Origin of the sequence: Bradyrhizobium valentinum (assembly GCF_001440405.1) — a bacterium.
Taxonomy (GTDB): domain Bacteria; phylum Pseudomonadota; class Alphaproteobacteria; order Rhizobiales; family Xanthobacteraceae; genus Bradyrhizobium; species Bradyrhizobium valentinum.
This window is the reverse complement of the sequence record NZ_LLXX01000238.1, coordinates 1-23,772: the sequence shown is the minus strand read 5'-3', so window position 1 is coordinate 23,772 and position 23,772 is coordinate 1. Positions and strand designations below refer to the sequence as shown.

20 protein-coding genes and 3 pseudogenes are annotated in these 23,772 nt (G+C 58.2%); 19 read left to right on the top strand and 4 right to left on the bottom strand.

Features of this window, described 5'->3' with window-relative positions; translation table 11 throughout:
• Nucleotides 1–303 precede the first annotated feature (303 nt).
• Nucleotides 304–3,780, top strand: coding sequence for a pyruvate carboxylase (gene pyc, locus CP49_RS41065; RefSeq protein WP_057855771.1), 3,477 nt, complete (start codon nucleotides 304–306; stop codon nucleotides 3,778–3,780).
• A 252-nt stretch (nucleotides 3,781–4,032) separates the two neighbouring features.
• Here pyc and CP49_RS41060 read toward each other — a convergent pair whose 3' ends face one another.
• Nucleotides 4,033–5,469, bottom strand: a complete 1,437-nt coding sequence (locus tag CP49_RS41060) for a PucR family transcriptional regulator (protein ID WP_057855770.1) — start codon at nucleotides 5,467–5,469, stop codon at nucleotides 4,033–4,035.
• A 149-nt stretch (nucleotides 5,470–5,618) separates the two neighbouring features.
• Here CP49_RS41060 and CP49_RS41055 point away from each other — a divergent pair, with 149 nt between their 5' ends.
• From CP49_RS41055 to CP49_RS41045, 3 genes and pseudogenes are all read left to right on the top strand, one after another.
• A complete protein-coding gene (locus tag CP49_RS41055) occupies nucleotides 5,619–7,001 on the top strand; it encodes an NAD(P)/FAD-dependent oxidoreductase (protein ID WP_057855769.1) in 1,383 nt (460 codons plus the stop codon).
• A 28-nt stretch (nucleotides 7,002–7,029) separates the two neighbouring features.
• A complete protein-coding gene (locus CP49_RS41050; RefSeq protein ID WP_057855768.1) occupies nucleotides 7,030–7,380 on the top strand; it encodes a cupin domain-containing protein in 351 nt (116 codons plus the stop codon).
• 440 nt (nucleotides 7,381–7,820) lie between these two features.
• Nucleotides 7,821–8,290: pseudogene (locus CP49_RS41045) on the top strand (integrase arm-type DNA-binding domain-containing protein); the annotation flags it as partial.
• Here CP49_RS41045 and CP49_RS44130 read toward each other — a convergent pair.
• The gene (locus CP49_RS44130) at nucleotides 8,177–8,566 is read right to left on the bottom strand and encodes a LysR family transcriptional regulator (protein WP_082646500.1); all 390 of its coding nucleotides are present in this window, start codon (nucleotides 8,564–8,566) and stop codon (nucleotides 8,177–8,179) included. The pseudogene CP49_RS41045 and the gene CP49_RS44130 sit on opposite strands and share 114 nt — an antisense overlap.
• 179 nt (nucleotides 8,567–8,745) lie before the next feature.
• Here CP49_RS44130 and CP49_RS41040 point away from each other — a divergent pair, with 179 nt between their 5' ends.
• The 3 genes from CP49_RS41040 to CP49_RS41030 are packed head-to-tail and all read left to right on the top strand — an operon-like array spanning nucleotide 8,746 to nucleotide 12,415.
• Nucleotides 8,746–10,071, top strand: a complete 1,326-nt coding sequence (locus CP49_RS41040) for an FAD-dependent oxidoreductase (RefSeq protein WP_057855766.1) — start codon at nucleotides 8,746–8,748, stop codon at nucleotides 10,069–10,071.
• Nucleotides 10,072–10,085: 14 nt separating this feature from the next.
• The gene (locus tag CP49_RS41035) at nucleotides 10,086–10,829 is read left to right on the top strand and encodes an enoyl-CoA hydratase/isomerase family protein (protein ID WP_057855773.1); all 744 of its coding nucleotides are present in this window, start codon (nucleotides 10,086–10,088) and stop codon (nucleotides 10,827–10,829) included.
• Nucleotides 10,826–12,415 carry an acyl CoA:acetate/3-ketoacid CoA transferase gene (locus CP49_RS41030; RefSeq protein ID WP_057855765.1) on the top strand — a complete coding sequence of 530 codons (1,590 nt, stop codon included), beginning with the start codon at nucleotides 10,826–10,828 and terminating at the stop codon, nucleotides 12,413–12,415. The genes CP49_RS41035 and CP49_RS41030 overlap by 4 nt, the downstream gene beginning before the upstream one ends.
• 23 nt (nucleotides 12,416–12,438) lie before the next feature.
• Here the strand turns inward: CP49_RS41030 and CP49_RS41025 are convergent, their stop codons facing one another.
• Nucleotides 12,439–13,125 (bottom strand): GntR family transcriptional regulator, encoded by a 687-nt coding sequence (locus CP49_RS41025; protein WP_057855764.1) that lies wholly within the window; start codon nucleotides 13,123–13,125, stop codon nucleotides 12,439–12,441.
• A gap of 247 nt (nucleotides 13,126–13,372) precedes the next feature.
• Between CP49_RS41025 and CP49_RS41020 the strand changes: the two genes are divergently transcribed.
• The 11 genes and pseudogenes from CP49_RS41020 (at nucleotide 13,373) to CP49_RS40975 (ending at nucleotide 22,749) form a co-directional block, all read left to right on the top strand.
• Nucleotides 13,373–14,551: an ABC transporter substrate-binding protein gene (locus tag CP49_RS41020; protein WP_057855763.1), complete on the top strand. Its 1,179-nt coding sequence runs from the start codon at nucleotides 13,373–13,375 to the stop codon at nucleotides 14,549–14,551.
• Nucleotides 14,552–14,672: 121 nt separating this feature from the next.
• Nucleotides 14,673–15,509 (top strand): branched-chain amino acid ABC transporter permease, encoded by an 837-nt coding sequence (locus CP49_RS41015; protein WP_245311127.1) that lies wholly within the window; start codon nucleotides 14,673–14,675, stop codon nucleotides 15,507–15,509.
• A complete protein-coding gene (locus tag CP49_RS41010; protein WP_057855761.1) occupies nucleotides 15,506–16,444 on the top strand; it encodes a branched-chain amino acid ABC transporter permease in 939 nt (312 codons plus the stop codon). The genes CP49_RS41015 and CP49_RS41010 overlap by 4 nt, the downstream gene beginning before the upstream one ends.
• Nucleotides 16,434–17,204, top strand: coding sequence for an ABC transporter ATP-binding protein (locus tag CP49_RS41005; protein ID WP_057855760.1), 771 nt, complete (start codon nucleotides 16,434–16,436; stop codon nucleotides 17,202–17,204). Before CP49_RS41010 ends, CP49_RS41005 begins: the two co-directional genes overlap by 11 nt.
• Entirely contained in the window at nucleotides 17,197–17,901 is a 705-nt protein-coding gene (locus tag CP49_RS41000; RefSeq protein WP_057855759.1) for an ABC transporter ATP-binding protein, read from the top strand. Before CP49_RS41005 ends, CP49_RS41000 begins: the two co-directional genes overlap by 8 nt.
• Nucleotides 17,902–17,921: 20 nt before the next feature.
• Nucleotides 17,922–18,680 (top strand): enoyl-CoA hydratase/isomerase family protein, encoded by a 759-nt coding sequence (locus tag CP49_RS40995; protein ID WP_057855772.1) that lies wholly within the window; start codon nucleotides 17,922–17,924, stop codon nucleotides 18,678–18,680.
• Between the two features lie 33 nt (nucleotides 18,681–18,713).
• Complete coding sequence (locus tag CP49_RS40990; protein ID WP_057855758.1) at nucleotides 18,714–19,856, top strand: acyl-CoA dehydrogenase family protein; 1,143 nt, start codon at nucleotides 18,714–18,716, stop codon at nucleotides 19,854–19,856.
• 228 nt (nucleotides 19,857–20,084) lie between these two features.
• The gene (locus tag CP49_RS40985; protein ID WP_057855757.1) at nucleotides 20,085–20,834 is read left to right on the top strand and encodes an electron transfer flavoprotein subunit beta/FixA family protein; all 750 of its coding nucleotides are present in this window, start codon (nucleotides 20,085–20,087) and stop codon (nucleotides 20,832–20,834) included.
• Nucleotides 20,834–21,791 (top strand): annotated as a pseudogene (locus CP49_RS40980) (electron transfer flavoprotein subunit alpha/FixB family protein). The gene CP49_RS40985 and the pseudogene CP49_RS40980 overlap by 1 nt, the downstream one beginning before the upstream one ends.
• A gap of 276 nt (nucleotides 21,792–22,067) precedes the next feature.
• Nucleotides 22,068–22,304 (top strand): hypothetical protein, encoded by a 237-nt coding sequence (locus tag CP49_RS48505; protein WP_245311126.1) that lies wholly within the window; start codon nucleotides 22,068–22,070, stop codon nucleotides 22,302–22,304.
• A complete protein-coding gene (locus tag CP49_RS40975) occupies nucleotides 22,246–22,749 on the top strand; it encodes a methyl-accepting chemotaxis protein (protein WP_276326878.1) in 504 nt (167 codons plus the stop codon). The genes CP49_RS48505 and CP49_RS40975 overlap by 59 nt, the downstream gene beginning before the upstream one ends.
• A 465-nt stretch (nucleotides 22,750–23,214) precedes the next feature.
• On the opposite strand, the gene CP49_RS40965 is transcribed toward CP49_RS40975, so the two are convergent.
• Nucleotides 23,215–23,406, bottom strand: coding sequence for a cupin domain-containing protein (locus CP49_RS40965; protein ID WP_245311125.1), 192 nt, complete (start codon nucleotides 23,404–23,406; stop codon nucleotides 23,215–23,217).
• Between CP49_RS40965 and CP49_RS46595 the strand changes: the two are divergent.
• A pseudogene (locus CP49_RS46595) lies at nucleotides 23,400–23,772 on the top strand (TonB-dependent receptor domain-containing protein); the annotation flags it as partial. The gene CP49_RS40965 and the pseudogene CP49_RS46595 sit on opposite strands and share 7 nt — an antisense overlap.

The following is a 23,772-nucleotide window of genomic DNA, read 5'->3' as shown; positions in this document are numbered from 1 at the left end:
AAAGTGAATCATCAAGCCCACTCCGTGGCGAGGGGGTTCTTCAGCAGACTGCTAGCGGATCCGCAGAACTTCGAGTGAGCTCAGTAGGGTCGTCATTTCCATTTTTGACGTCGGTGTTGAGAATTCTGCGTCTCAGCGCCAAACTGCGCTGAATTTCTGCATCCGCTGAGCTCCCGCTCCGCAACTTTGCAGGAAAACAAATCGACCTTTCAACTAGAAAGTCGTCGTCCACTAGGGAGATCGGAACATGAAATGCCGCCGGGGTCTTGGAGCCATTCGCAAAGCTGTGGCGGCAGGCTAAGGATGGTAATCGAGACCGACTTGCGGGCCATGCGAAATCTTCTTGTCGCAAACCGCTCGGAGATCGCAATCCGAATCTTCAGAGCCGCGTCCGAGTTGGGTTTGCGAACATTCGCCGTTTATGCAGAGGAGGACAAACTCTCCCTGCATCGGTTCAAGGCTGACGAAGCCTACCAGATCGGCAAGGGTAGGGGACCGCTAGAGGCCTACCTTTCGGTCGACGAAATCATCAAGGTCGCCAGAGAGCACGCCATCGACGCCATCCATCCGGGCTATGGGTTTCTCTCCGAGAGCCCGGAGTTCGCCGATGCCTGCGCGCGCGAAGGCATCGTGTTCGTCGGTCCGTCCCCTGAGACGATGCGCACGCTCGGCAACAAGGTAGCAGCGCGTAATCTCGCAATCTCCTGCGGAGTGCCGGTCATGCCGGCAAGCGATCCTTTGGTCGACGATCCGGAAGCAATCTTATCCGCGGCCAAGGCCATTGGCTATCCAGTGATGGTCAAGGCCTCATGGGGCGGCGGCGGCCGTGGCATGCGGCCCGTCGAAAGCGAGGACCGCCTCGTCGATGCGGTGCTCAGCGCAAAGCGCGAGGCGCGCGCGGCGTTTGGCAAAGACGAGGTCTATCTCGAGAAGCTCGTGCGCCGTGCACGCCATGTCGAGGTGCAGATCCTCGGAGACCGGCTTGGCAACCTGGTTCACCTGTTCGAACGTGACTGCTCGATTCAGCGGCGCAACCAGAAGATCATCGAACGGGCCCCGGCTCCATATCTCGATGCGCAGACGCGTGATGCACTGTGTGCTGCCGCGCTCAAGATCGGCAGGGCGACAGACTATGTCGGCGCCGGCACGGTCGAGTTCCTGATGGACGCCGAAACCGGCCAGTTCTATTTCATCGAAGTCAATCCGCGCATCCAGGTCGAGCACACGGTCACTGAGGTTGTGACAGGTCTGGATATCGTCAAGGCCCAGATCAGGATCGCTGGTGGCGGTCGCATCGGCGAAGCCGCCGAGACCGGAATCCCGCAGCAGGCAGATATCCGCTTGTTTGGTCACGCCTTGCAGTGCCGGATCACAAGCGAAAATCCGGAAAACAATTTCATTCCCGATTACGGCCGGATCACCGCTTATCGCGGCGCGATGGGGTTCGGCATCCGCGTCGACGGCGGCACGGCCTATTCCGGTGCAGTGGTCACGCGGTTCTACGATCCAATGCTGGAAAAGGTCACAGCCTGGGCACCGACACCGGACGAGGTCATCGCACGTATGACGCGGGCGCTGACCGAGTATCGCATTCGCGGCGTGGCAACTAATCTTGCGTTTCTGCATAACGTGATTGGCCATCCACGTTTCCGCGCGAACGACTACACCACGCGGTTCATCGACGAGACGCCCGCGCTATTCGATTTCAAGGGGCGCCAAGATCGCGCGACCAGGCTGTTAACCTGGATCGCCGACGTCACCGTGAACGGCCATCCCGAAACCCGTGGGCGGGTTAAGCCGGTCCCTGGTGCGCCGGCGTCAAACGTGCCGCAATTCACAACTCCTCCGGCGAAGGGAACCCGACAGTTGCTGGAGCAGCTCGGCCCCAAAGCCTTTGCGGGCTGGATGAAAGCGCAAAAGCGCGTGCTGGTGACCGACACGACCATGCGCGACGCACATCAGTCACTGCTCGCGACACGGATGCGCACGAAGGATCTCGTCACGGTTGCGCCAGCGTATGCGTCCGGGCTGCCGGAGCTCCTTTCGGTCGAGTGCTGGGGCGGAGCGACATTTGATGTGGCAATGCGCTTTCTCTCGGAAGATCCATGGGAGCGGTTGACCGATCTTCGAGCGAGGGTGCCGAATATCCTGACTCAGATGCTGCTCCGTGGCGCGAACGGCGTCGGATATACCAACTATCCGGACAACGTGGTCCGGCATTTCGTCCGTGAGGCCGCGAAGGCCGGCATGGACCTGTTTCGCATTTTCGACTGTCTGAATTGGGTCGAGAATATGCGCGTCGCAATCGACGCCGTCGTCGAAAGCGGCAAGCTGGCGGAGGGGGCGATCTGCTATACCGGCGATATCCTCGACCCCAACCGCACCAAATACGGACTCAAGTATTACGTTGCACTTGCGAAAGAGCTCGAGGCGACTGGAATTCACATTCTCGGCCTGAAGGATATGGCAGGCCTGTTGAAGCCCGCCGCGGCGCGCGTCCTGATCTCCGCACTGAAGCAGGAGATCGGCCTGCCGATCCATTTGCACACACACGATACCTCAGGCATTGCGGGAGCCACGATCCTTGCCGCCGTGGAAGCTGGGGTAGACGCGATCGATGCGGCGATGGACGCCATGAGCGGAACGACATCGCAGCCGACTCTTGGATCGATCGTCGAAGCGCTTGCGCGTACCGAGCGCGACACCGGTCTTAGTCCGGATGCCATCCGCCGCATCAGCTTCTACTGGGAGGAGGTACGGTCCCAGTATGCGGCTTTTGAAAGCGACCTCAAGGCCGGCGCTTCGGAGGTCTACCTGCATGAGATGCCAGGCGGCCAGTTCACCAATCTGAAGGAGCAGGCCCGATCTCTGGGGCTTGAGACGCGCTGGCACGATGTTGCGAGGGCCTACCGTGCGGCCAACGATCTGTTCGGCGATATCGTCAAGGTGACGCCATCGTCGAAGGTGGTCGGCGACATGGCCTTGATGATGGTATCACAGGGACTGACGTCGGAGGATGTCACCGCCGAGGACCGCGATATCGCGTTTCCAGCCTCCGTCGTGGAGATGCTCCGCGGCGATCTAGGCCAACCACCGGGAGGATGGCCGAAAGCCTTGCAGAAGAAAGCCTTGCAGGGTGAGGTGCCGATCGTCGTCCGACCGGGATCGCTTCTGCCCGATGCGGATCTCACTCAACGGCGCGAGGAGGCAGAAAAATTGTGCGGCCGTGCGCTCAATGAGCACGAGCTCTCCGCGTATTTGATGTACCCGAAGATTTTCACCGAGTTTGTCGCAGTCCAGCGCAAGTACGGTACGGTATCCGTACTGCCGACGCCCGTATTTTTCTATGGCATGAAAATTGGTGACGAGGTGACGCTGGAAATCGAAAGGGGCAAAGCACTGGTCGTGCAGCTGGTGGCGATCGGCGAGCCGCGCGAAGATGGGCAAGTCGAGCTATTTTTTGAATTGAACGGGCAGCCACGCGTCATCACCGTTCCTGATCGGGCCGCGGCCGCCACTGTCAAAGCACGCCGGAAGGCCGAGAGCGGGAATCCGGCCCACATCGCTGCGCCGATGCCCGGTGTGGTATCGACTGTAAATGTCGTCAAGGATCAGGAGGTCAAGACCGGTGATGTGCTGCTTGCCCTCGAAGCCATGAAGATGGAGACTATGCTGCACGCGCCGCACGATGGAACGGTCGCCGAGCTGTTCGTCGGTCCCGGTGCTCAGGTCGACTCGAAGGATCTGTTAGTCGATCTGAGACCAAGCCCGGCCAACTGAACCTGTTCCTCCTCTGACTCCGAAAAGCCGACCCTCCTTCTTTCCTCGCTGTCGGCAGTTTCCTTCCTCTTTCCCTGCGAATACAGCTCATTCGGGAGATCGGATCTAGACGAGCTCCTGTAGGATCCAAACGGATCAGCTTACGTCGGACGCGCAGGGTCAATGTCTGAGCCGATCATGGTTGTTCCGCATCACTCGTGAAATCTCCAGCCCTTGCTATACCTTTCATCGGCCTTTCTGCGAACGTTTCTCTCATGGCGCGCGCAGCAATCCCGCCGATTGCCCAGCTTGCAGCGCAAGCCAGAAGGCGGTCGTTCCGGAGGTTGAAGCCGGTCTCAATCCAGTCAGTTGCTCGATCATTCTCAACCTGTAGACGAGGGTCTGGCGATGAATGCTCAAGCTGGCCGCGGTCACCTTCCAGCTACCGTCATTGGTCAGAAACGTGGTGAGAGTAGCCAAAAGCGATGTGTCATGATCGCGGTCGTACTCGATCAGCGGACCCAAGTATCGATCCACCAGGTCGCGCGCCTCGGCGAGCGTTTTGGGTGCCAAGGCGGTGAGCGTTTCGGTTGATCCGTATTTGACCAGGCAAACTTCGCCTTCGCGCGCACGCGCAAGCGAAAGCCTGGCCTGATTTACGCTCTCTAGGAAGTGGGCGCCAATGATTGGTCGACTCACTCCCGCCTTCGATTCCGAGCCCATGGCGTTCACTATCGTCCGGATGAGATCTTCCCGATCGGGCACGACCGCGATCATGACATCTTCTCGCAGCAATAAGGGGTTTATCGAACGCAACGCATACGCATGGTGGATCTCTTGCGGATCCCACGAAGCCGAGCCGATTGGATCGATGGCGAGAGCGACCAGTGGCCCGTGCAGACCTCTCCGCTCGAGCACCGCGCGGGCGGCGGCGAAATCTACCGCTCCTTTCAGGAAATCGCGCAAGAGGATCTCGCCTTCGGCGCGGCGATGATCTCGCTCGATCGCCTGTTGCTCAAGCTCGACCGCGACCAATCCGGCCAGATAATGGACCAGGAGCGGATCGATAATCTTGTTCTCCTTGCGATGGCGCACCGTCAAGACCGCGCGCCCGCGGCCCGGGATGTCCGCGGTTTCTGGCCTTCCGCCGCCAGCCGGAGGCTCGCCTGACGAGGCGATCGGGTCGCCGCTGACCGGATCGCGGATTTCCACGTGCCACTCTTCACGTCTACCAAGCGTGGCCAGACGACCCTCGAAATCGTTACGCTCCCGGAGCGCAGAGGTGTACGACTGGAACAACTGTTGACTTGCCTCGAGCCGATTGCGCTGTGATTGCAGTGCGCTCTCGATCACTCTTCGCGCGAGCTTGACAAATTCGAGTTCGAAGCTTGCTTCGAGCACGGGGAACTTGCGCGCGTCCGCGGCGGCCAACATCTGGTCTAGCATCTGGGGGGCATCGGCTCGCGCCGCCACCACAAGCGCACTTACGTTCGTATCGGCCAGACGATAGAGCCAATCGGCCTGCTCGACAGGATCCGTCGGGATGCCGGCACCCGTTGTCATTACCAAGTCTCCGGCAGCGACCCATCTCCAAGGATCGGGCAAGTCGCAGGCGTGCGCCCATGTAACCAGACGATTACCACCCGCGCCGCCAGCCCGAAAAACGAGGCCGAGAGTATCGATGGCGACGAGGCCGTTCACGGTGATCATCTGCTGAAAATACCTCGAGGCATCCGCGGGCTGTTTAGACAATTGTATAGCAGCTTCGACCTCTTTTGTAGAAGTGCTCGATGGACGTACTGGTGTCGCGCCTCTAGCACCTATGGAAAGCCTGCGAGCCTCAAATTCGGATTCCTAAAATGGCCGTTAGCCAAGCCCTAACCTGTCTGCCGAACGTCCCCCTTTGGCATGAAGACACAGAGCGCCGAAAGGCGCTGGACGCCGATATCGACGCCGATGTCGCGATTGTCGGCGCAGGCTATACGGGTCTTTGGACCGCGTATTACCTGTTGAAGGCTGAGCCGAGCCTGCGCGTGATCGTCATTGAGCGAGAGTATGCGGGATACGGCGCGTCTGGCCGCAACGGAGGGTGGGCATCCGCAATGTTCCCGCTTTCGCTGCAGCACGTCGCCAAGTTCTCCTCGCACGCCGCCGCGCTCGCGCTTCAGGCAGCCATGAATGAAACCGTTGACGAGATCGGTCGCGTTCTTCGCGACGAGGGCATTGACGCAAAATATTCCAAACAAGGCTTTGTGTCATTGGCCAGGTCGCCCGCGCAACTTAGTCGCGCCCGCGCCGCCCTCCAGGCGTCGGAGGCCTTTGGCCTTACGCATCAGTGGCGGCTCCTAAATGCACAGCAGGCCTCGGCGTTGGTAGCAGCCGAGGGATGCGTCGGCGGACTGTACACCGAACATTGCGCTGTCGTTCATCCTGGCCTTCTCGTTCGCGGCCTCGCGCGCACCGTCGAGGCTCTCGGCGCCAGCATATACGAGAACACCTCGGCAACCAGCTTTTGCAAAGGCGGCGTCATCACCCCCGGTGGCAAGGTTCAGGCTCATATCGTGGTTCGCGCGACCGAGGGATTCACGACGCAGTTCAAGGAGTATCGTCGCGCCCTCATCCCGCTGTACTCGCTGGTGCTCGCCACCGAACCTCTGCCACAACATCTCCGAACTGAGTTGAAGCTCGATCATCGTATCGCCTTCAATGATATGCGCCATCTGCGGACCTACTCGCAAGTGACGGCGGACGGGCGGCTCGTCTTCGGAGGCAGGGGTGCACCTTATCACTTCGGCTCGAGGATCTCGTCTAAGTACGACACCGTGGATGCCGTGCACGAGAAAATCCAAGCAGCGATGATCGAGTTTTTTCCTCGCCTCAGCGGGATCCGTGTCACCCATCGATGGGGCGGTGCGCTTGGAGTTCCGCGCGATTGGCATCCGTCTGTCGGACTTGATCGTACCAATGGTGTCGCATGGGCAGGTCAATACGTTGGAGACGGTGTCGCGACCAGCAACCTTGCGGCGCGCGTTCTCCGGAATCTCATCCTCGAACGGGAAGACGAAATCAACCAGCTGCCTATCGTCAATCATCAGTCGCCACAGTGGGAGCCTGAGCCTTTTCGCTGGCTTGGCGTGAATCTTGGGCTCTATGCTGCGGCTCTCGGAGACGCCGAGGAGCGTCTGGCGGAGCGCCCCTCCCGAATAGCCCACGTGCTCGAGTCATTGACCGGCGCACACTGACGACGTCGCAGATACGAAAGGGACTGAAATGACCGCAATGACCTTTATCAAGAGCACCGATGTCGCTTCCGGCCATCTCCCGCCCGCCGGTCAACGGCCCGGAGCGGACAAAGGCGACCCTCAGCTCGGCCTGTTGAGGATTGCTCCGAACGCAGGCGGAAACATCGGCATCTGGGAATGCCAACCCGGAGGCTGGCCCGTCAACAATCGCCCAGACACCGAGGTGGCATTCATCCTGTCAGGCACCGCAACAATCACCGATGACATCACCGGCACGGCTCACACCATCACGGCGGGTGATCTAGTCGTTCTTCCCCCTGGTTGGACCGGCCGTTGGGATGTGACCGAACCCATTCGAAAAGTTTTTGCGATCTACTGAAAGGTTCGTCCCGCCATTCGTCGGGAACCGTGGACGCGCCATTGCAGGGCGCGTCCCGCGCGTTGCGTTCCGAGAGACATCAAAAATTCTCTCTTCCCGCAAGTTCGTCGCAGTTGCAATCGTCATTCCATTAGAGCGCACGGCCGATCTAGCGGTGTGCAAAGCCTAGATGCGTTTGCTCAAGGAAAGAACTTGGCTCACTTGCCACGAGAACGATGGCGCACCCGACACTTCGAACGTGTGGCCTCCACCTTCGGGAGCAATTTAACCTGCCCATCCGAATATTGCGATAGGGCACGCCATGGTACGGCATCCGTCCGTAATAACAAGATATTTTCAACAGCGCAAGCGACGTACGTATCCGAAAGTTCGACGCGATTTCCGCCCGCCTGCTTACGCGGTGCTTACGCGCGAGATCCGGTCACGGACGGAGCAAGCGCATGGCTAAGGTCACGAAGAGGGTCGTCGACGCCGCAGAGGTCCGAAAGAAGGGGACGAAGAATTGCCGGGCTTCGGAGTCCGCATCTTCGCGTCAGGCAAGCGAAGCTATGTCATCCAGTATCGGGCTGCGGGCCGCTCGCGCCGCTACACCGTCGGACTACATGGCATTTGGGCACCGGAGACAGCTAGGCAAGAGGCGAAAGTCCAACTCGGCCGTGTGGCTCAAGGCGACAACCCCGCCCAAGAGCGCCAGCTCGATCACAAGGCGATCGTCGTCAAGGAGCTCTGCGACCTATATTTTGCCGACTTGAAGGCGGGTCTCATACTTGGAAAAGGAGGGAGACCGAAAAAAGCTTCAACGATCGTAACCGACACCGGCCGAATCGAACGCCACATCATTCCGCTGATTGGCACCCGCAGGGCCAAAGACCTCACAAAGGCCGACATCAACAAGGTCCTCAAGGACATCCATCTGTTTCAATATAGAGCGTGATGCTTTCAAGAACGCGCGGCCCGCCGGAGTTGCACGAACGCCGTTGCCCGAACGCTCAAAAAGGCGGACGCCAACCGTGTGTTCTAACTGTTGTACGGAGCGACTGAGAGTGGATCGCTTGATAAGCGACACCTCGGCCGCTTGTCGAAAACTTCCAAGGTCTGCTGCAGCCACGGCATATCGAAGTTGGTGAAGTTCAATCTTCGGAGCGCGGACTTTTATCTGCCGCCTCTCGGGGGTCTCAGTGTTCATAACGAGGCTACCAACAATCAAAAGTTGTCCTGGCCGCACGTGTGCAACAAATTTCGACTTTTTCAGTTGGCGCAACCTCGCAAGATTGAGCACACATCTCTTGATATTTTGCTTGCGGTATCCACAGGACATCTGTAATATATCAATGATGTACTAAGACCCATAAGGGAGTTTGACGCTTGGACGCGCGCAGTTCCATCCGTCTCGATAGCGATGTTGTGGTTGTTGGGGGCGGTGCGGCCGGTGTCGCCGCAGCGGTGGCTTCCGCGCGCAAGGGTCTCAACGTGACTCTAATCGAGCGCTACGGATTCTGCGGTGGCGGCGCAGTCGCCGGCCTCTCTGGTACGGTTTGTGGGCTGTACGAAGCTACCAATAATGTCACGGCGGGTCCCAAACAGATCGTCTTCGGCTTCGCCGATGAATTTTGCCAACGGTTGGAGGCGAGGGGTGGGCTCGGTGATCCGCTGCTCTATGGAAAAACATGGGCTCGGGTTCACGATCCAATAGTTTGGCGCGAAGTTGCCGATGCGTTGCTTCGCGAAGTCGGAGTCCGCGTTATTTTTCATGCCCACGCGCAGGCCGTGCGATTGGAAGGTGAAAAAATTGAAGGAATTGGCGTCTGGACGAAGCAAGGACCGGTCGACGCGCGCGCGAAAATCATCATCGACGCCAGCGGTGATGCGGATATCGTAGCGATGGCAGGACTTCCGAATTTCGTCGGCGATAACGGTGCGGTTCAGAATCCAACAATGATCTTCAGGATGATGGGCGTAGATGTTGACCGGTTCGTCGGCGAATACGGCGTAGACACCATCATGCCGGAAAAGGTCTCGGCAATGATCCGGGCCAAGCACAACGCTGGCGACTATCGGCTCCCGCGTGCCAAGATCTGGCTATTTCCGACCACTCGCCCTGGCGAGTTACTCTGCAACTGTACGCGCGTCATCGGTCCGGATGGCCGAGAACTTAATACGCTATTTTATCAGGACTTCACCGACGCGGAAATTGAAGGGCGCCTGCAAGCCCGTGAATATGCGCGCTTCTTCCGAGACAATCTCGTCGGCTGCGAAGGGGCTTTCCTGAACGATACTGGAGTTCAGGTTGGCGTGAGGCAGACCCGTCAGGTGTCTGGCGTGAAGCGACTTGCGAACTCCGACGTCGTACGAGGCACAAAAGTTCCGGACGGCATCGCCGTCTCCCCCTGGCCGATCGAACTGCATAGGGGCGACAAGCCCAAGGTCGAGTGGTTACTGAATGACTATTACGAGGTTCCCTACGGATGCTTCGTGCCCGAACGCGGCGAGGGGTTGTTGGTCGCGGGTCGGTGTTTGTCGGCAGAGCACGAAGCGGTGGCTTCCGCGCGCGTGACTGCTCAATGCTTCTCGTATGGGCATGCAATTGGGCTCGCTGCCGCTGTAGCAGTGCGTGAGAAGCTGGCACCTCGTTCAATCGACGGCAAAGACGTCCGAGCGTTGTTGAACGCGGACGGCGCTCGGATTGATTGAAGGACAAATCGCAAATGATCCAGTCTGAGTTCAGGGGCGAAGTCGCGCTCGTCACGATCGATCGTCCTGAGCGCCGCAACGCGTTGGGATCGCAGTTGATGAGAAAGCTTGGCGAGGCCCTATGCGACGCCGAACGAAACGACCAAGTAAAGGCAATCGTGTTGGCGGGGGCGTCACCGGCATTCTGCGCTGGCAGCGATTTGAAGGAACTGGCTGGCCTATCCATCGCAGACATGTGTCGGCATGAGGCGGAGACAGCAAGGTTCGCGAGAGCAATCGGCTATCGCGCGAAGCCTGTCATCGCCGCGGTGGAGGGATACACCCTCGGCGGAGGCTTTATCCTTGCTGCATCCTGCGACATCGTCGTCAGCGCATCGACGGCACGTTGGCATTTGCCGGAGGCGCCGAACGGCTGGTTGCCACCATGGGGCCTTACGGCTTTGGTTGCGAGGGTCGGCGCCGTTCGGGCGCGCCACTTAACTTGGGGCGTCGCACCGATCGACGGTATCGAAGCGGCTCGCATCGGCCTCGTCGACGATGTGGTCGAGCCAGGCGCTGCGCTCGACCATGCGTTCGGTATAGCCAACGGCCTCGCTGCGGTACCACCGGAGGCGATCGCCTCCACCAAGCGATTTTTTGAACCATTCATCATGGCGGACGCCGAGCGTCTGGACGAAGTCGCGTCCAGGGAATTCGCAGCGAACTGCGAAACACCCAGCTCCGTAAAAACACTCGAACGTTTCAAGGTGAAGGCGTGAGCAAGATTGTCGATGCTGCGACCGCGGTCGCTTCAATTCCGGACGGATCTACGGTTGGCTGCGTTGGTGTGATCGGCTGGGTGACGCCGGACGCGCTGCTCAAGGCGCTAGGGGAGCGCTTTCGCGAGACGGTAAGTCCGAAAGATTTGACGTTCTATTTCCCGGTCGGAACTGGCGATGCTCAGGGCATCAAGGGTATGGACCACGTCGCGCAGGAAGGATTGATGAAGCGCATCGTTTGTGGATCCTACGTCAATCCTGTTGATCCGGCGACGGGTAAGCGCCCAGAACTCATGCGTCTGATCCGCGAAAACAAGATTGAAGCCTATTCGTGGCCAATCGGCGCAACCATGCATTGGCTGCGCGAAGTTGCGCGTCGTAGCCCCGGCTATATGACGCGGATCGGGCTTGGAACTTACATCGATCCTCAAAACGGAGGCGGCAGGTTCACCGAGCGCGCGCGGGATGGCTTGGTTCGGAGGATCGAATTTGAAGGACAGCCATATCTGTTCTATCCGACCTGGAGCCTCGACACGGTTTTTGTCTGCGCTTCTTCCTCGGACGAGGAAGGTAATCTTTCGTTCGAAAGCGAGGCGTTGGTCTCATCCAATATTGCCCTCGTCCTGGCGGCCAAGGCACACGGTGGTCGTGTTATCGCTCAGGTCCGCCGAGCCGTGCCTTATGGGACGCGTCCGGCTTCCGAGGTGCGGATTCCTGGACTATTCGTGGACGCGGTCGTGGTCGATCCCTCGATGATGATGACGACCGATGTAGAATTTGAGCCGGCGTATTTCGCCGGAACACGCCTTCCTTTGTCGCAGCTTCCGCCGATACCGATGACAGCCGACAAGGTTATTGCCCTGCGGGCCGCGAGAGAGGTTCGCAAGCGGGAGTTGTCAATCTTTGGCTTTGGTGCGGCGACCGATGTGCCATTGGTGATGGCCGAAAAGGGAATGTTCAACGGCGGGCGCCTAAAGGACTACTGGTTCACGACCGAGCACGGTTCATACGGTGGCATCGTAATGTCGGGTTGGCAATTCTCGGCCAATCTCAATCCGGATGCCATCATGGACGGGACCTATCAGTTTGATGCCATCGACGGCGGCCTATGCCGATTCGCAGCTTTGTCCTTTGCGCAATTTGACCAGAGTGGCCTCGTCAATGTTTCCAAATTCGGTGTCGCCAATCCCGGCGCCGGCGGCTTCATCGATATCGCGGAAAGCGCGCAGCGGCTTGTATTCGCGGGCACTTTCACCACCGGCGGACTGGATGTCGCATTCGAGGGAGGTAAACTCCGTATCGTCAAGGAAGGCAAGGTGCGCAAGTTCGTGGAAAAGACCGAACAAATAACCTATTCCGTGATCGGTGGCGTAAAGCGCGGCCAGACAGCTCGCTTAATCACAGAGCGAGCGGTGTTCGATGTGACGGCCGAGGGCCTGATCCTTACGGAAGTTGCTCCAGGGATCGACGTTCGCAAAGACGTGCTTGGCCAGATGGAATTTGCACCTTGGAAGGTGGCGGATGATCTCAAGCTCATGGACGGGGAGTATTTCTCGGACACACCTTGCCAGGCGGAGGTCGGCTAGCGATCCCGATTGTCCTGCGTGAATCAGGCCACACGTGTTCCGATGCCCAACTCAAAAATTCTACGCGTGTAACTCTCGACTTGGTCCATCAACTCCGTGGCATGGCCGAGCGCCTTTCGCTCGTCTTGCCGCGCAACGGCACGCGCACGTTCGGCGTGCAGTTTACCCATGGCTTCGAGGTTCTGCAGTTCCGACTCATACTTATAGTAGAAGCGGCGGGACATTGCGTGGAGAGGTGAGATCGATCTAGCCGCAAAAGGGTTGCCGGCCGCTTTCGCGAGGAGCTGATTGGCTTTGAAAACCTCACGAAGATATAGTTCCACGTGGCCGTGCTTGCCGGCCGCGTCGATCTGGTTTGCCGCTGCAAGCAGCCGCTCGCGATCCGCGGCCATGATTCTCCGTGCCGCTCTCCCTGTAATGAACAGTTCGAGTTCCTTGCGTAAGTCAATGACGAGCAACTGCTCGTGAAGATTGATCTCGGTGATCATCAAGCCGTGTCGCGGCAATATGCTGACGAGATAATCCGCCTGTAGGCGCTTTATCGCTTCGCGGACCGGGGTACGGCCGATCCCGATCTTGTCGGCCAGTCCTTCTTCGGACCAGCGGCTTCCGGGAGGAAGCTGCAGCGTGACGATCATCTCTTCGATGCGTCGATGGGCGGCGTCGGCCAGGGACTCCGTCGTTGGATCGATCGCAGGTTTCCTAGCCATCGGATATCTAAGCCTTTCAAGAGAGCGGAATTCGCATTGAAGAACTTGGAAGCGCCAAGTCAACCGAGCAACGCCAATTCTATACCACTTTGTTGTTTATCGGCGCTCCTGATCTGTCGTCCCGAGCGCAGCGGCTTTCAGGCTTTACCGTCGCATCCAAGCTCTCCATCTTGACTCGCCTGTAAGATATCACTAGTACGTCACAAAGATAATACAGACGCAATACAGGCGTATCAGGGAGTGAAACATGCTCGGGTCAAAGGGATTGTTGTTGTCTGGTTTCATGGCGCTCGGCCTGCTTGGGGCGACGAATGTACGCGCCGAAGACGTCGTGAAAATCGGACAGATCGAGGCGCTCACCGGCCCAACCGCCACCTATGGGTGGATGTCGGCCCAAGGAGCGAAACTCGCCGTCGAAGAGATCAACGCCAAGGGTGGCTTTAAGGTCGGCGACAAGACTTACAAGTTGCAGTTGACCCAGGCCGACACGCGCGGCGAACCGCGCGAGGCCACCGTGCAGTTCCGCAAGTTGATGGAAGAAAACGTCCGCTTCGTTTTCGGTCCATTCCTGACGAACATTTTCAACGCCATCGAGCCAATCGCCAAGCAGAACAATGGCAAATTCCTGTTGTTCGCGGGCGCCACTTCCGCGCACAGCGCGCTTGGAAAGCCCGATCACGACTATCTGTTCCGGACTTGGAATTGGGATGCGGGTCCATCTGGCTTTGGTAAGTTGATGGTGGACTACTTGAAAAAGCAGGACACAAAGAAGGTGGCGATGCTTTTCCAGAACGATGCCTTCGGCAAAACGGCAGTAGACATCTATACCGCGCTCTTCAAGGATGCCGGCATCGAACTCAAGGTCGAACTCTTTGAACCGGGCACGAAAGACTTCAGCGCGGTGCTCGCGAAACTCGCCACCGGCAAGCCGGACTTTTTATTCCCGGGCTATTCTGATGCAGTCCTGTATGACATCGTAAGGCAGGCAACGGAATCCGGGTTTGCGAATCGCTTCTTCCTAGTTCGTGGCTCGATCGGCCCCGCACTAAAGAACAAGGACGCTATTGAGGACTACATAGCCTACGTCCCCAAGTACTTCGAGCAAGCTGAAAAGACCGAGCCGAAGGTCAAAGCGTTCATAGAGAACTACAAAAAGACGTACAATCGCGAATTCCCCTACGATCAAGCGCCTTTGTGTTCATCGTCCTGCTACGACCACGTTCACATGCTCGTTCAAGCGATGCAGAGCGCTGGTACCGTCGATGACGTCGCCAAGATCCGTACTGCATTGCTGAGCATGTCCTACGACGGATTATGGAAGATCAAATACGACAAGACCGGGGAGGAAGTGTTCGGCTTCGATGTCGTGCACGTGCGTAAGGGCGGATCGGTCGAGGTCGTCAAATACGACCCAACCAACGATTAATCGGGAACGTTGCGCATCTCTCTTCCGGCACGTTTTCTCCGGGGGAGCCGATTCCTCAACGATTTGCTGTGTTTCTCCGAGAACGGACCCAAGGTACATGTCGCAGTTAATAATTGGGCAATTGCTTAACGGCGTGATCGTCGGCTCGCTCTACGGCATCATCGCGCTAGGAGTAACGCTTACTTTTGGGCTTACAGGCATCGTCAATTTCGCACTCGGTGCATTTATGATGCTCGGCGCCTATGCGACCTGGTACCTGTACGACGTGCTCGGCTGGCCTTACGTGCCGGCCGTTTTTGGTGCTGTCATCGCGGTCGGTATCATCGGGTATCTCTGCGATCGGGCGCTTTTTCAATTCACTCGAGGCAATCTCGTTAACGGCTTGCTTGTGTCGATCGGCATGATCTCGGTGTTCGAGGCCCTCGTGTTGGCAGCTTTCACGACTACGCCCAGGGATCTCACCTACGTGCTGCCCGGCGCCCTGCACGTCGGAGGTTTGATCTTGCCAAAGATAAAGGTCGCAGTTTGCGGCGTGTTTCTCGCCGTGATTTTCGGTACCTACTTCGCCCTCACGCGTACCTGGCTTGGCCGCGCGGCATTCTCCTATGCCCAGAACCCGGAGGCGGCTGCGCTCATGGGAATTCGCACTGGCCGTCTACAAACGATCGTCGTGGTCTACTCCACGGCGCTCGCTGGCCTCGGCGGGGGTCTTTATGCCAGCATGTACTCCATCGATCCAACGATTGGCTCCGGATATGTGCTCAAAGCTGTAGAAGCTGCGATCCTCGCAGGTATCGGAAGCGTTATCGGAGCATTGGGTGGTGGCATTATTCTCGGCGTCAGCGAGAATATCGGATCCGTCTTCCTGCCGTCCGCGTTTAGGGACGCCTACGGTCTCGTCTTCTTGATCGCGATTCTACTCGTTCGCCCGAGCGGACTCTTCGGAGATCGGTCATGAAGTACGCCGCTCCCACCGCATTACTTATTGCACTTTTCGCGCCTCTCGCCGTTCACAGTGATTCTATTCTCGCCATTGCCATCTATGGCTTCATGGCTGCGTCGCTTGCGGTGAGTTTCAATTTGATCTTCGGCTTTACTGGCCAATTGTCGCTGTTCCACGCCGCGTCCTTCGGCGTATCGGCCTACATCGTAACCATTCTCGTCACGGCTTTCGGTTGGAATTTTTGGTTGGCCGTGGTTCCGGCATTGGCCGTCGTTCTGATCTTGTCGCTGATCGTGGGAACGATCTGCTTTCGGTTCAAGCTAAAAGAATTCTACTTCGCTGTTGTCACGATGGCGTTTTCCGAAATCTTGCGGCTTGTCATCTTGAATTGGAACGGAATAACGAACGGTTCCCTTGGCATCACCGTTGTCGACAGGCCAAGCTTGTGGACGCCGTCGGGCGCCGTTCAGATATCGAGCGGCATCGCTTGGTACTACCTCACACTCGCACTCCTGGTCATAGTTTATGTCGTTTGTCAGCGAATACTCTCATCTTGGATCGGACGATGCTTGGCTGCGATCCGCCTGAACGACCAACTCGGCGAAACGCTTGGTATCGACGTCTTCAAGTATAAGCTCCTGAGCTTTGCGGTTGGCAGCGTACTTGCGGGTCTGGTGGGCGCGTTCTACGGGTTCTATTCAGGCTTCGTCGAACCGCACTACCTATCGATATCGCTTGGGCTCGACATAATCGCCATGGTCTTGCTCGGCGGCGTCGGATCATTGATCGGTCCTGTGATCGGCGCTGTCATCTTGACGGCGCTTCCACACGTCATCGACTTGAGCGCGGAACTGCGCATCGGGCTGTACGGATCCATTCTAATCTTCGTCATTCTGGTGATGCCGAAAGGCATCGTGGGCCTGCTCGGGAGCAGAAAGAATGCTGCTTGACATCCAAGGTTTGATCAAGCGGTTCGGCGGCTTGACAGCGGTCTCTAATGTATCGTTCGGAATTGAGCGAGGAGAGATCGTCGGAATATTCGGTCCTAACGGCTCGGGTAAGACCACCACGCTTAACCTGATCGCCGGCATCCTTCAGCCGACAGAAGGCAGCATTCTATGGAAGGGTAATGAAATTGGCAGGCTCGCTTCTTTCGAAGTCGCTCAACAGGGGCTGATCAAGACCTTCCAGAATCCGCAGCTCTTCCCTGAGTTGACTGTTGCGCAACACATGCGCATCGCCTGTCATCTCCACATCAAGCGCGCATTGGGCATCGGCCGTGTGTTAACGCTCCTACGAGGCACGCCCGGCGAGTTGGACGGTGTGTTGACCCGAAAAATCGATCAGATGCTTGAATTGTGTAGGTTAGCCGACAAGCGCGGCGAGGTAGCAGGCGCCTTATCCTACGGCAGCGAGAAAATGCTCGGCGTGGCCATGGGAATGGTCTGCGAACCAGAATTGCTGTTGCTGGACGAACCGGCATCAGGTCTCGGTAACGACGAAATCTCAAATCTCGATGCAGTGCTGCGCGATCTGCGAACGCACGGGGTCACGTTGTGCATCATCGATCACAAGGTGGGGTTTTTGGGCCGATTGGCCGATCGCGCGATCGCGCTGCATCACGGAGCGATCATTGCCGTCGGCAAGACCACTGATGTTCTGGACAATAGTGCCGTCGTCGAAGCCTATCTGGGCAAGAAACATGCTTGAAGTTGCAGATCTTAATGTCAGCTATGGCAAGCACAAAGTGCTTAGAGCAGTATCTTTCGGACTCCAGCGTGGAGAGGTTGTTGCTCTGATCGGACCGAACGCCGCGGGCAAGTCGACGACATTGCGTACGCTCGCCGCACTAAAGAAGGCCAATTCGGGCAGAATCACCTTCGAGGGCGGTGACGTAGCCTCCAAATCGACCGCTGACCGCGTGAGGTGTGGTCTGGTGCTCGTTCCGGAAGGTCGCCAGATATTTCCACGATCATCGGTCCACGAAAACCTTTTGATGGGGGCATACCATCGTCCCGACCGAGATCAGGTCGATGGAGACATGGAGCGCATCTTTTCCATGTTTCCGCGCCTGCGAGAGCGAAGAACGCAGCGAGCTGGATCGATGTCTGGTGGCGAACAGCAGATGCTGGCAATCGGACGAGGATTGATGTCTCGTCCGAAATTAATGCTGCTCGACGAGCCGACGCTGGGTCTTGCGCCAATCATCATTGAGGAACTCGGGCAGATCATCCGCAAGCTAGCGAGCGAAGGGCTTACTATCCTGCTGGCAGAACAAAATGCCGCAATGGCCCTTGGATGTGCGGACCGCGCATACGTTCTTCAATCGGGCAGCATCGTAACTTCGGGTCAAGCAAAGCAGCTCTCGGAAACATCTGAGGTTAAGCAGATGTATCTCGGCGCGTGACGAATATCGGTGGGTCGCTCATGAGTGAAAATAGCAAAGCTGTTGGAGTTGAGAACCGAGACGCGATCGCGGTCGTCAGCTTGCTCAGATCTGCAAGTCGCAACTCGATGAATCAAGAACTCGTCGATGAGGCGAAGGCGGCCCTGTTGGAATTGGATCGCGACGACAACGTCAGGGCCATCGTACTCGTCGGCGCTCTTCCTGGTTTTTGCGCCGGCAGCGACCTGAAGTTTATCGGAGCGCTCGGACTCGAAGCCATGGGTCGCTTTGAGCAGGAATGCGGCGATTTGGGGCGCTTGATCGGATTCATCGGCAAGCCAGTCGTCGCCGCTGTTGAAGGGTTTGCAATTGGTGGCGGATTTACACTAGCCACGAGCTGCGATGTCGTCGTCGCCGGGCGCGGATCGAAGTGGAGCTTGCCCGAGGTACCGCACGGGTGGCTTACCCCCTGGGGAATCAAGTCCCTGGTGGCTAGAGTGGGTTTGATTAAGGCCCGTCATCTTTGTTTCTGCCTCGAGCCGTTGACGGCTGACGACGCGCGGGTTCTCGGCGCAGTAGATTATTGCTGCGATGATGGCGAGGCGCTTTCGAGCGCCATCGGCGTAGCCAACAAACTCGCCCTTCTGCCCCGACCTGCCGTCGCGGCCACCAAACGCTTCTTTTCAAGCTATCTGATGCAGGATGCCGAAGCGATGGACTTCGAGGCCAATCGTCTTTTCCTGGACAACTGTCGGGAAAAGGCTGCCCAAGCGACCCTCGATAAGTTCCGAAAGCGCTGAACGCCAAAATCTTGAACAAAAAGGACTCGATCGATGCTGCTCGACCTCAATGAAGAAGAGACGCTTCTGAAGGAAAGCCTCGACCAATTTGCGGCGGGAGCAATCCGTCCGAAGATCAAACCCTTCGTAGACCGCCACGAGTTCCCGACTGACCTGGTGAAGGAATTTCTGTCGCTTGGCTTCATGGGGACGGCCTACGATCCCAACTTCGGGGGTGGCGGACTTGGCGCGCGAGGCTCCTCTATCGTTGCCGAAGTATTGGCGCGAGCAGAACCCGGCTTCGCTGCGATCTATCTTTGTAACAGTGCGCCGATGAGCGTGATCGCGCGTTATGGGTCCGACGAGTTGAAGCGGAAGTGGTTGGAGCCTTTGTGCCGCGGCGATTTCATTGCTTCATTCGGCGTTACCGAACCCAGCGGCGGCTCGGATGTAGCCAGCATCAAGACGCGGGCTGTAGAGGATGGTGACTCTTTCGTGTTATCCGGTTCGAAAGTGTTCTCCACGAATGCGGGCACTCCTCTGCATGGCGCGTCGACCTTCGTGGCGGTCACCGATCCAGAATTGGGTCCCAAGGGGCTCTCGACGTTTGTCGTTCCAGTCGGTACTCCGGGCTTCAAGGTTGGTAAGCCAGGCCGAAAGATTGGCTGGCGGATTGCAGATTCAGTTGAACTGTTCCTCGATGACTGTCGCGTGCCGAAGTCAAATATGGTCGGCAACCGCGGCGATGGATTGAAGCAAATACTGACGACGTTGAGCCTCGGTCGAATTCTGGTGGGGGCCTCGGGACTTGGTCTCGCCCGAAAGGCAATGGATCTCGCCAAAGTCTATGGGGCGGGTCGCAAAATCGGTGGGACACCGATATTCAATCACCAAGGACTAACCTTTCCTCTAGCTGACGGATTGACGAAGATCCATGCAGCTGAGCTGATGATACGCAACGCCGCCTGCTTGGCGGATGCAGGACGGCCGTTCCGACTTGAGACGTCGATGGCCAAGCTTTTTGCCACCGAAATGGCGAGTGAAGTGGCTGATATCGCTCTACAGGTACACGGCGGATATGGCGTATTCGAGGAGTACGAAGTGTCTGGCCTCCTGGGCGAGGCGAGAGTGCTTCGTATCCTCGAAGGAACGAGTGAGATTCAGCGCCTCGTGATCGCTCGTGAACTATTAGCGTAGGAGGCGGCGGGCCGCCTGGCGGATACGCGTCTTCGTGAGAGCGTCGAGGATGGAACGTGGTCCGCGGCAGAACTGAAGAGTGCTGCAGAAACGATATTGTCAGTGCTTCACCACGCTGACGGTGGATGCGTAGGTTGAAAAAAGGTCGAGCTCAGAGGAAGAGGAACTGGTTTGGTTCCACCGAGTACGACGCGGTCGAGCGTTCGTTTGTTGAGGCAAGATAAGACGATGAAGGTCCTGGTACCGGTTAAACGAGTGGTCGACTACAACGTCAAAGTGCGCGTCAAAAGCGATGGAACCGGCGTTGAGTTGGCCAACGTGAAGATGTCGATGAATCCGTTCGACGAAATCGCCGTGGAGGAAGCCCTGCGGCTGAAGGAGGCGGGCAAGGCGACGGAAGTCGTGGTGGTCTCGATCGGTCCGGCGCAGGCGTCCGAAACCATCCGCACCGGTCTTGCCATGGGCGCCGACCGCGGCATCTTGGTCAAGGTCGAGGGCAATGTCGAGCCGCTCGCGGTCGCCAAGCTCCTGAAGGCCATTGCTGACGAGGAGAAGCCGGGTCTGATCATTCTCGGCAAGCAGGCGATCGACGATGATTCCAATCAGACCGGCCAGATGCTGGCCGCGCTGCTCGGCTGGTCGCAGGCGACCTTCGCCTCCAAGCTCGAGGTCGACGGTTCCGATTTCAAGGTCACCCGCGAAGTCGACGGCGGATTGCAGACCATCAAGCTCAAGGGACCGGCGATCGTCACCACCGATCTGCGGCTGAACGAGCCGCGCTACGCCAGCCTGCCCAACATCATGAAGGCCAAGAAGAAGCCGATCGACGACAAGAACGCGTCCGATTACGGCGTCGATCTCACGCCGCATCTCGAGGTCCTCAAGACCTCCGAACCGCCCGGCCGCAAGGGAGGCGTCAAGGTGAAAGACGTCGCCGAACTGGTGTCCAAGCTCAAAAATGAAGCCGGGGTTCTCTGATGACGACGTTGCTGATTGCCGAACACGAACACGAAGTCCTCAAGGACTCCACCGACAAGGCGCTGACCGCGGCCACCCAGCTGGGCGCCGAGGTTCACGTGCTGGTCGCCGGTGGCGGTCAGGGCACCAAGGCGGCGGCCGAGGCGGCGGCGAAGCTCGCCGGCGTCACCAAGGTGCTGCTCGCCGAGGCCGAGGCCGATGCCTATGCCCACGACCTCGCTGAGCCGCTGGCCGCGCTGATCGTGGCGCTGGCGCCGTCCTATGACGCCTTTGTCGCGCCCGCGACCTCGCGCTTCAAGAACGTGATGCCGCGCGTCGCCGCTTTGCTCGACGTGATGCAGGTCTCCGAGATCATCAAGGTGGTTTCGCCCGACACGTTCGAGCGGCCGATCTATGCCGGCAATGCGATCCAGACGGTGAAATCGAAAGGACGCCAAGAAGGTCATCACGGTGCGGACCTCGACCTTCGCCGCAGCCGGCGACGGCGGCAGCGCTTCAGTCGAGAACGCGCCGTCGGCGGCCGATCCCGGCCTCTCCAGCTTCGTCGGCGAGGAAGTCGCCAAGAGCGACCGTCCCGAACTGACCTCGGCCAAGATCATCGTCTCCGGCGGCCGCGCGATGCAGAACCGCGAGAACTTTGCCAAATACATCGAGCCGCTCGCCGACAAACTCGGTGCCGGCGTTGGCGCCTCGCGCGCCGCGGTCGATGCCGGCTACGCGCCGAACGACTGGCAGGTCGGCCAGACCGGCAAGGCGGTGGTGCCGGAGCTCTATATCGCGATCGGGATCTCCGGCGCGATCCAGCATCTCGCCGGCATGAAGGATTCCAAGGTGATCGTCGCGATCAACAAGGATGAAGACGCGCCGATCTTCCAGGTTGCGGATTACGGGCTGGTCGCGGATCTGTATCAGGCGGTTCCGGAACTGACCGAGGCGATTGGTAAACTGCGGGACTAAGCGGAAAGTAGACTACTCCCTTCGCCTACCCGTGTCCGCCGCAAGCCGACGTTCGAGCAAGCGGATAGCCGGTACGGTAGCTCCTTCAATTCGTTCGCATTGCGAACGAAGCTGAAAGATCCGTCTGTGATATCTTAGTAGGATGTCATAAAAATACGAAATCTTAACGCGTTTCGCGGATAGTGAGGATGCGGGAAGCGCCGGACCTATGAAGTGAGGTGCCGGCAGCCGGCCACGGCGGCAACAATGATCATCCATTAAGCTTCGGAGGAAATGATGCGTACCTGGGTTGTAGCAATCGTCGCGACCGTACTGGCGTTGACTGGGCCGGCTATGTCTGCAGAGCGTGGTACGCCCGAGCAAGCGAAGGCGCTGGTCGAACGTGCAGTCCAGCACATCGCGGAAGTGGGCAAAGAAAAGGCTTTCGAAGATTTCCACGATCCAAAAGGTAAGTTTGTGGAAGAAGAACCTATTAGCATTAAATGCCACGATAGAGGCTGCTCGCGCGGGTGAAGCTGGTCGCGGCTTCTCAGTCGTTGCTTCGGAGGTCAAATCACTCGCCAAACAGACCTCCCTTGCCACTGAAGAGATTCGGTCGCAGATCAACGGAATCCAGAAGGCGACTTCGGAGACTGTTGATGCCATGGTCGGGATCGAGCGTACAATCGGCCTCATAGGAGACACCACTGCGCTCATCAACACCACCATAACGCAACAAGCGTCTGCGACCGACGAAATCGCCCAAAACGTGTCCCAGGCTGCTGCTCACACTGAGACGGTTTCGACAAACATGCTCGGTGTTAGCGAAGCGACGCAGATTGCAAGCGGTGCTGCGGTGGAGGTCTTGGACTCGGCGCAGGCGTTGACCAGTCGGGCTGAGCACCTGAGGGGTGAGGTCGATAGCTTCTTTCCTCGATACGGGCCGCTTAGGCATATCACCATCAACGAAGGCGGATAAAGCCGCGCGATCTCCAACAATTGTTCCGCCTTCGGCGTGGCCGCACTTGCCAGTAAGATATTTATAATATACTACCGCGCGTGTTGCTGGAACGGAGCCGCGTGCCCGCGGAATTCTCCGCTCGAACATTTTTCAACCGCTCGAAGGTGTTGAAGCTGAAGTTCATCGACCTTGAGATATCCGAATCCAGCCCTCCCGCTGGACCAAGCGTCGACATCGGCGCTTCCATCTTGGCCCGGCTTATGCCGGGCCATTTTTTTTCGAAGAAGCATGCTGGCTTCCAGCTCATACGCGCGTAATCGACGGCGAACGCCATCCCTTGACGGTGGAGATCATGATCCGGCGTGTGCAATCGCAAACCTCTTGAAGTAGCAAAAATGCTCAATTTTCGTCGACTGCTGGTGGCCGCGCGTCAGTCCAGGATTGCTGCCGAAAGCACAAAGGCATGGGATAGCGCCTAAAGGTTCAGATTCGCTCCAGGTCTCGAACAGTGCGATCGTTCTCGACGTCACCGGTATTTACCGTGCTATTGCGCTCCAGAAGAACCACCTCGCAGGTTGGCTCCGCAGTCGGGCAATGGTCGACACCATGCGGCACGATAATGTACGCGCCGGCATTGAGCACGATGTCTCCGCCATCGGCTTCGCGTAGCTTCATTCGAAGCGTATGACAGTGAGCAGGCCGCGACCTATGCTTCGCTGGCCGGCTATCCGCTTGCCCAGATCGGCAACGCGCCCGGCAACTACGTTCCGAACGCGCCAGCGATGATCGCCTCCGCCGGCATCACGCTCGCGAAAAGACTGGCTGGTTCGGCGCCTTGCGCTGGCGCTATCTCGGATCAACCCCGCTGACGGAAGACAATGCCTTTCGCTCGACCGCGACCAAAGTCTTCAATGCCCGCATCGGCTACCGTACCTCGGATGGTTGGGGAATTCAGCTTGACGTGCTGAACCTGTTCAACAGCCAGGCCCGGACGGTCACTTCAAATTCCCCCACCTGTGGTCGCGCAAACTCCCCCACTTG

Excerpts from the sequence above, each read along its gene's own strand:
- CP49_RS41005 (WP_057855760.1), top strand. The coding sequence starts at position 16,434 with ATGCTGCTTGACATCCAAGGTTTGATCAAGCGGTTCGGCGGCTTGACA.
- CP49_RS41000 (WP_057855759.1), top strand. The coding sequence starts at position 17,197 with ATGCTTGAAGTTGCAGATCTTAATGTCAGCTATGGCAAGCACAAAGTG.
- CP49_RS40995 (WP_057855772.1), top strand. The coding sequence starts at position 17,922 with ATGAGTGAAAATAGCAAAGCTGTTGGAGTTGAGAACCGAGACGCGATC.
- pyc (WP_057855771.1), top strand. The coding sequence starts at position 304 with ATGGTAATCGAGACCGACTTGCGGGCCATGCGAAATCTTCTTGTCGCA.
- CP49_RS41035 (WP_057855773.1), top strand. The coding sequence starts at position 10,086 with ATGATCCAGTCTGAGTTCAGGGGCGAAGTCGCGCTCGTCACGATCGAT.
- CP49_RS41050 (WP_057855768.1), top strand. The coding sequence starts at position 7,030 with ATGACCGCAATGACCTTTATCAAGAGCACCGATGTCGCTTCCGGCCAT.
- CP49_RS44130 (WP_082646500.1), bottom strand. The coding sequence starts at position 8,566 with ATGAACACTGAGACCCCCGAGAGGCGGCAGATAAAAGTCCGCGCTCCG.
- CP49_RS40965 (WP_245311125.1), bottom strand. The coding sequence starts at position 23,406 with ATGAAGCTACGCGAAGCCGATGGCGGAGACATCGTGCTCAATGCCGGC.
- CP49_RS41055 (WP_057855769.1), top strand. The coding sequence starts at position 5,619 with ATGGCCGTTAGCCAAGCCCTAACCTGTCTGCCGAACGTCCCCCTTTGG.
- CP49_RS40985 (WP_057855757.1), top strand. The coding sequence starts at position 20,085 with ATGAAGGTCCTGGTACCGGTTAAACGAGTGGTCGACTACAACGTCAAA.
- CP49_RS48505 (WP_245311126.1), top strand. The coding sequence starts at position 22,068 with ATGCGTACCTGGGTTGTAGCAATCGTCGCGACCGTACTGGCGTTGACT.
- CP49_RS41020 (WP_057855763.1), top strand. The coding sequence starts at position 13,373 with ATGCTCGGGTCAAAGGGATTGTTGTTGTCTGGTTTCATGGCGCTCGGC.
- CP49_RS41025 (WP_057855764.1), bottom strand. The coding sequence starts at position 13,125 with ATGGCTAGGAAACCTGCGATCGATCCAACGACGGAGTCCCTGGCCGAC.
- CP49_RS41060 (WP_057855770.1), bottom strand. The coding sequence starts at position 5,469 with ATGATCACCGTGAACGGCCTCGTCGCCATCGATACTCTCGGCCTCGTT.
- CP49_RS41010 (WP_057855761.1), top strand. The coding sequence starts at position 15,506 with ATGAAGTACGCCGCTCCCACCGCATTACTTATTGCACTTTTCGCGCCT.
- CP49_RS40990 (WP_057855758.1), top strand. The coding sequence starts at position 18,714 with ATGCTGCTCGACCTCAATGAAGAAGAGACGCTTCTGAAGGAAAGCCTC.